At 74.6% G+C, this 4,043-nt stretch carries 6 protein-coding genes; 3 read left to right on the forward strand and 3 right to left on the reverse strand.

All coding sequences use genetic code 11. The features are described 5' to 3' along the window. On the reverse strand, window positions 1-381 hold a 381-nt coding region (locus tag ACTIFU_RS22780; protein ID WP_439580614.1), incomplete at its 3' end, for a 3-deoxy-D-manno-octulosonic acid transferase. After that, window positions 378-1,070, reverse strand: a complete 693-nt coding sequence (locus ACTIFU_RS22785; protein WP_439580615.1) for a lysophospholipid acyltransferase family protein — start codon at window positions 1,068-1,070, stop codon at window positions 378-380. The genes ACTIFU_RS22780 and ACTIFU_RS22785, both read right to left, overlap by 4 nt. A gap of 147 nt (window positions 1,071-1,217) precedes the next feature. Here ACTIFU_RS22785 and ACTIFU_RS22790 point away from each other — a divergent pair, with 147 nt between their 5' ends. From ACTIFU_RS22790 to ACTIFU_RS22800, 3 genes are all read left to right on the forward strand, one after another. Next, window positions 1,218-2,771 carry an alpha/beta fold hydrolase gene (locus ACTIFU_RS22790; protein ID WP_439580616.1) on the forward strand — a complete coding sequence of 518 codons (1,554 nt, stop codon included), beginning with the start codon at window positions 1,218-1,220 and terminating at the stop codon, window positions 2,769-2,771. Window positions 2,772-2,905: 134 nt separating this feature from the next. Beyond that, window positions 2,906-3,397 (forward strand): carboxymuconolactone decarboxylase family protein, encoded by a 492-nt coding sequence (locus tag ACTIFU_RS22795; RefSeq protein ID WP_439580617.1) that lies wholly within the window; start codon window positions 2,906-2,908, stop codon window positions 3,395-3,397. 46 nt (window positions 3,398-3,443) lie between these two features. Next, window positions 3,444-3,806: a nuclear transport factor 2 family protein gene (locus tag ACTIFU_RS22800; protein ID WP_439580618.1), complete on the forward strand. Its 363-nt coding sequence runs from the start codon at window positions 3,444-3,446 to the stop codon at window positions 3,804-3,806. Between the two features lie 49 nt (window positions 3,807-3,855). Here the strand turns inward: ACTIFU_RS22800 and ACTIFU_RS22805 are convergent. Further along, the coding region (locus ACTIFU_RS22805; protein WP_439580619.1) for a glycosyltransferase N-terminal domain-containing protein at window positions 3,856-4,043 on the reverse strand (188 nt) is incomplete at its 5' end.

Raw genomic sequence — 4,043 nt, forward strand, 5'->3', positions numbered from 1 at the left:
GTCGAGCGGCGCGAACTGGTGGATCAGCCATGGGTGCCCCGGCAGCAGGCCGGATCGTTCCGGATCGGCCCCCGCCGCGCCGAGCCGCCCGGGCAGCAGCCGCGCCGAGGTCACGGTGCCGGTGGTCAGCAGCACGGCAAGTTCCGGGCGTGCGGCGCGCAGCCGCGCGATCAGCGGCAGCACGGACTGGGTCTCGCCGACCGAGGCGGCGTGCAGCCAGAGCAGCCGTCCCGGCGGGCGGGCGATCGTGGCGATGCCGCGCCGCTCGGGCAGCCGGGCGGAAAATTCCTTGCCGCGTCGGGCGCGCCCGGCGAGCCAGAGCGGCAGCACGGGGGCGGCCAGCGTGGCCGCCGCGCGCCAGAGCGTCCCGGCGGGGCTCATGCGCGGCCCTGCACCAGGGCCTCGGCGCGCGCGGCGGCCGCGTCCATCGCAGCGGCGATCTCCGCCAACACGGCGGGTCCGTCGGCATCCGGCGCGACCGCGACGGGCGCGCCGTACACCATGGCGCCGCGCCCGAACGGCAGCGGGATGGCGACGCGGTCCCAGGTCTCCAGCACCTTCCGCCGCGACACCGCGACCCCGAGCGGCAGCACCTTCGCGCCCGTCAGGGCCGCCAGCCGCGCCACGCCGGGCTGAGCGACACGGCGCGGGCCGCGCGGGCCGTCAGGAGTGATGACGACGCTGTGCCCCTCCGCGAGCAGGCGCTGGAGCTCGCGGAACGCCTCGAACCCGCCGCGCGCGGTGCTGCCGTGGAGGGCCTCGACGCCCAGCCGGCTGATCACGTCGCCGATCAGTCGGCCATCGCGGTGGCGGCTGACCAGCACGATGCAGCGCATCGCGCCCGGACCGCGCTCGCCCGGGAAGCGCTGCGTCCAGGTGAACACCATGAGCGGCAGCTGGTCGTGCCAGAACGCGCCGATCGCCGGGATGCCGGACTCCCAGACCGCACGGACATGCTCGCGCCCCTCGATGCGCCAGCGCGTGGTGCGGTGCACGAGGCGGAGCCAGGCCGCGATCGCCGCGGCGCCGAGGGCGAGCGCGCGCGGATGGCGCAGGAGGCGCTTGAGCACGGGGTGCGAATCAGGCCGGGGGACACGCGGCACGCATGGCCGGGCGCGCTTAGCATGCGCCCGGCGGCCCGCCAAACCGCCGGCCGTGCCCGGTCGCGGGCGGCGCAGGACCTGCTACGCTGATCCGGAGCAACCCGGAGGCCGGCGGTGCAGACGCCCCAGACCCGCTACGCCCGGAGCGGCGAGGTCCGGATCGCCTACCAGGTGACCGGCCAGGGGCCGATCGACCTCGTGTTCGTGCCGGGCTTCATCTCGAATCTCGAACTGCACTGGGAGGAGCCGGGCTACAGCCACCTGCTGCGCCGGCTCTCGGCCTTCGCGCGGGTGATCCATTTCGACAAGCGCGGCACCGGGCTGAGCGATCGGGTGGACGTGCAGCACCTGCCGGATCTCGAGACGCGCATGCAGGATGTGCGCGCGGTGATGGACGCCGCCGGCAGCGGCCGTGCCGTGCTGCTCGGCGCCTCGGAAGGCGCGCCGATGTCGATCCTGTTCGCCGCCACCTGCCCTGAGCGCACGCGCGCGCTCGTGCTCTATGGCGGCTACGCGCATTTCCACAGCGCGGTGCTGCGCCCCGAGCAGCTCGCCGCCTTCCTGCGCACCGCCGAGCAGAGCTGGGGCACCGGCGCCTCGCTTGCGAGCTTCGCGCCGGGCCTCGTGCACGATCCGCGCTTCAGCGCCTGGTGGGCGCGCTTCGAGCGGCTCTCGGTCAGCCCGACCGCGGCGGTTGCGCTGGCACGGATGAACGCGACGATCGACGTGCGCGGCGTGCTCGGCGCGATCCGCGTGCCCACGCTCGTGATCCATCGGCGCGAGGATGCGCGCGTGCGCTTCGCCGCCGGGCGCTTTCTCGCCGAGCATATCCCGGGCGCGCGCCTCCTCGCGCTGGCCGGGCGCGACCATCCGGTCTGGACCGGCGACATCGACCGCGTGGTCGATGCGATCGAGGAGTTCCTCACCGGGGAGTGCGCGACCGCCGCGCAGGACCGCACGCTCGCGACCGTGCTGGCGGCGCATCTCGTCCGGCCCGAGCGGGGCGCGGCGCGGCTCGGCGAGCGTCTCTGGGGCGAGCGCGTGCAGCGCCTGCATCGCCGCGCGGAGGAGCTGATCGCGCACCATGGCGGGCGCTGCGGCAGCCACGGCGAGGACGCGATCGCCGCCCACGTCGACGGCGCCGCGCGCGCGGTGCGCGCCGCGATCGCGCTGCGGCGGGAGGCCGGCGCGCTCGGCATCGATCTTGCGATCGGCGTTCACGCCGGTGACATCGTGCTGCGCGAGGGCAGCGCGCACGGGCTCGCCGTGCATGTGGCCGCGCGCATCGCCGGCCTCACCGCCGCCGGCGAGATCCTCGTCTCGGATGTGGTGCGCGATCTCGTTGCCGGCTCCGGGTTGCACTTCCATGACCGCCGCGTCGAGGCGATCGACGGCATGGAGGCACCGGTGCGGCTGCTCGCGGTGATGGAGGAGCAGCATCTCGAGCCGATCGCGCGCACGCAGGCGGAGCCTGATCTCGCCGCGCTGAGCGCGCGCGAGCGGGAGGTGCTGGCCCTGATCGCCGACGGGCTGAGCAACGCCGCGATCGCCGCGAAGCTTGCGCTCAGCGATCACACCGTGAAGCGGCATGTCGCCAACATCCTGCTGAAGCTCGACCTGCCGAGCCGCACGGCGGCGGCGGCGCTGGCCGCGCGGCGCAGCGCCTGAGCCGGGTGGTCCGATCGGGCCATCGCGCGCATGGTCCGTTCGGGGGAAGCAGCGGGTGCGCCGGCGCGGCATCCTCCGCCGCGGCTCCCGCATCGACTGTCCTGGTGCGGTCGGGCAGCAGACGGAGGACGACCATGCGACCCACCACGATGCTCGCGCTGGCCCCCGCGATCGCGCTGGCCGGCACGCTCGCCACCACGGAGCCGGCGGCCGCGGAGGACGCCGGCGCACGCGCCGCCTACGAGGACATCGAGAAGACGCTCGGCCTGGTGCCGAGCTTCTTCCGCCAGTTCCCCGAGCCCGGCATCGCCGGTGCCTGGGCCTCGTTCAAGGCGGTCCAGCTCAGCCCCGACACCGCGCTCAACGGCAAGATGAAGGAGCTGATCGGCCTCGCCGTGGCGGCGCAGATCCCGTGCCAGTACTGCGTCTACTTCCACACCGCCGCGGCCAAGGCGAACGGCGCTTCCGAGCAGGAGATCCGCGAGGCCGTGGCGATGGCCGCGATCGTGCGGCACTGGAGCACGGTGCTGCAGGGCATGCAGGTGGACGTCGCGGTGTTCCGCCAGGAGACCGATACGGTGCTGCGGCTCGCCGCCGAGCGGGCGAAGGCAGCGCCGACGCGCTAGTCTGGCGGCGCCGGGCGGCCACCCCCGGCGTGCCGAGGAGGGGATCATGACCACGACTGCCACCGCCGTCAGCGGTGCGGCGATCAAGCGGGCGATCGAGGCGCGCGACGGGCAGACCTTCATCGGCTTCTACGCCGACGACGCCGAGATCCGCGTGATCGACCGCAACAACCCGCCCAGCCGGCCGCGCGAGATCCGCGGCCGGACGGCGATCCGCGCCTTCTGGGACGACATGTGCAGCCGCAACATCGCCCACCGGGTCGATGTGACGATCGCCGAGGGTCACCGGCTCGCCTTCACCCAGGACTGTACCTATCCCGATGGGGCGAAGGTGTTCGGCATCGCCGTGCTCGAGCTCGCGGGCGGCCGGATCCTGCGCCACACGGTCGTGCACGCCTGGGACGAGTAGGTGCTGCGGGCGCGCGGCTCATGCCGCGCGCTCGATCGGCGCGCGCCGTTCAAGCAGGATCTCGGCGCAGCGGCGGCAGGCGCCGCGCGAGGCCAGGCGCGAGCCGCCAGCGCGCGAAGGAGCGCGCCGAGGGTCGGGCATTGGTCAGCGCGGCCGGAATGCTCCGCAGCCGCAGGGCGGCAAGCGCGTTCGGCCAGAGCTCGCTCTCGACGAAGCCGGCCGCGTCCGGGCGCCAGT

Source organism: Elioraea sp. (genome assembly GCF_051860475.1).
Classification (GTDB): domain Bacteria; phylum Pseudomonadota; class Alphaproteobacteria; order Acetobacterales; family Acetobacteraceae; genus Elioraea.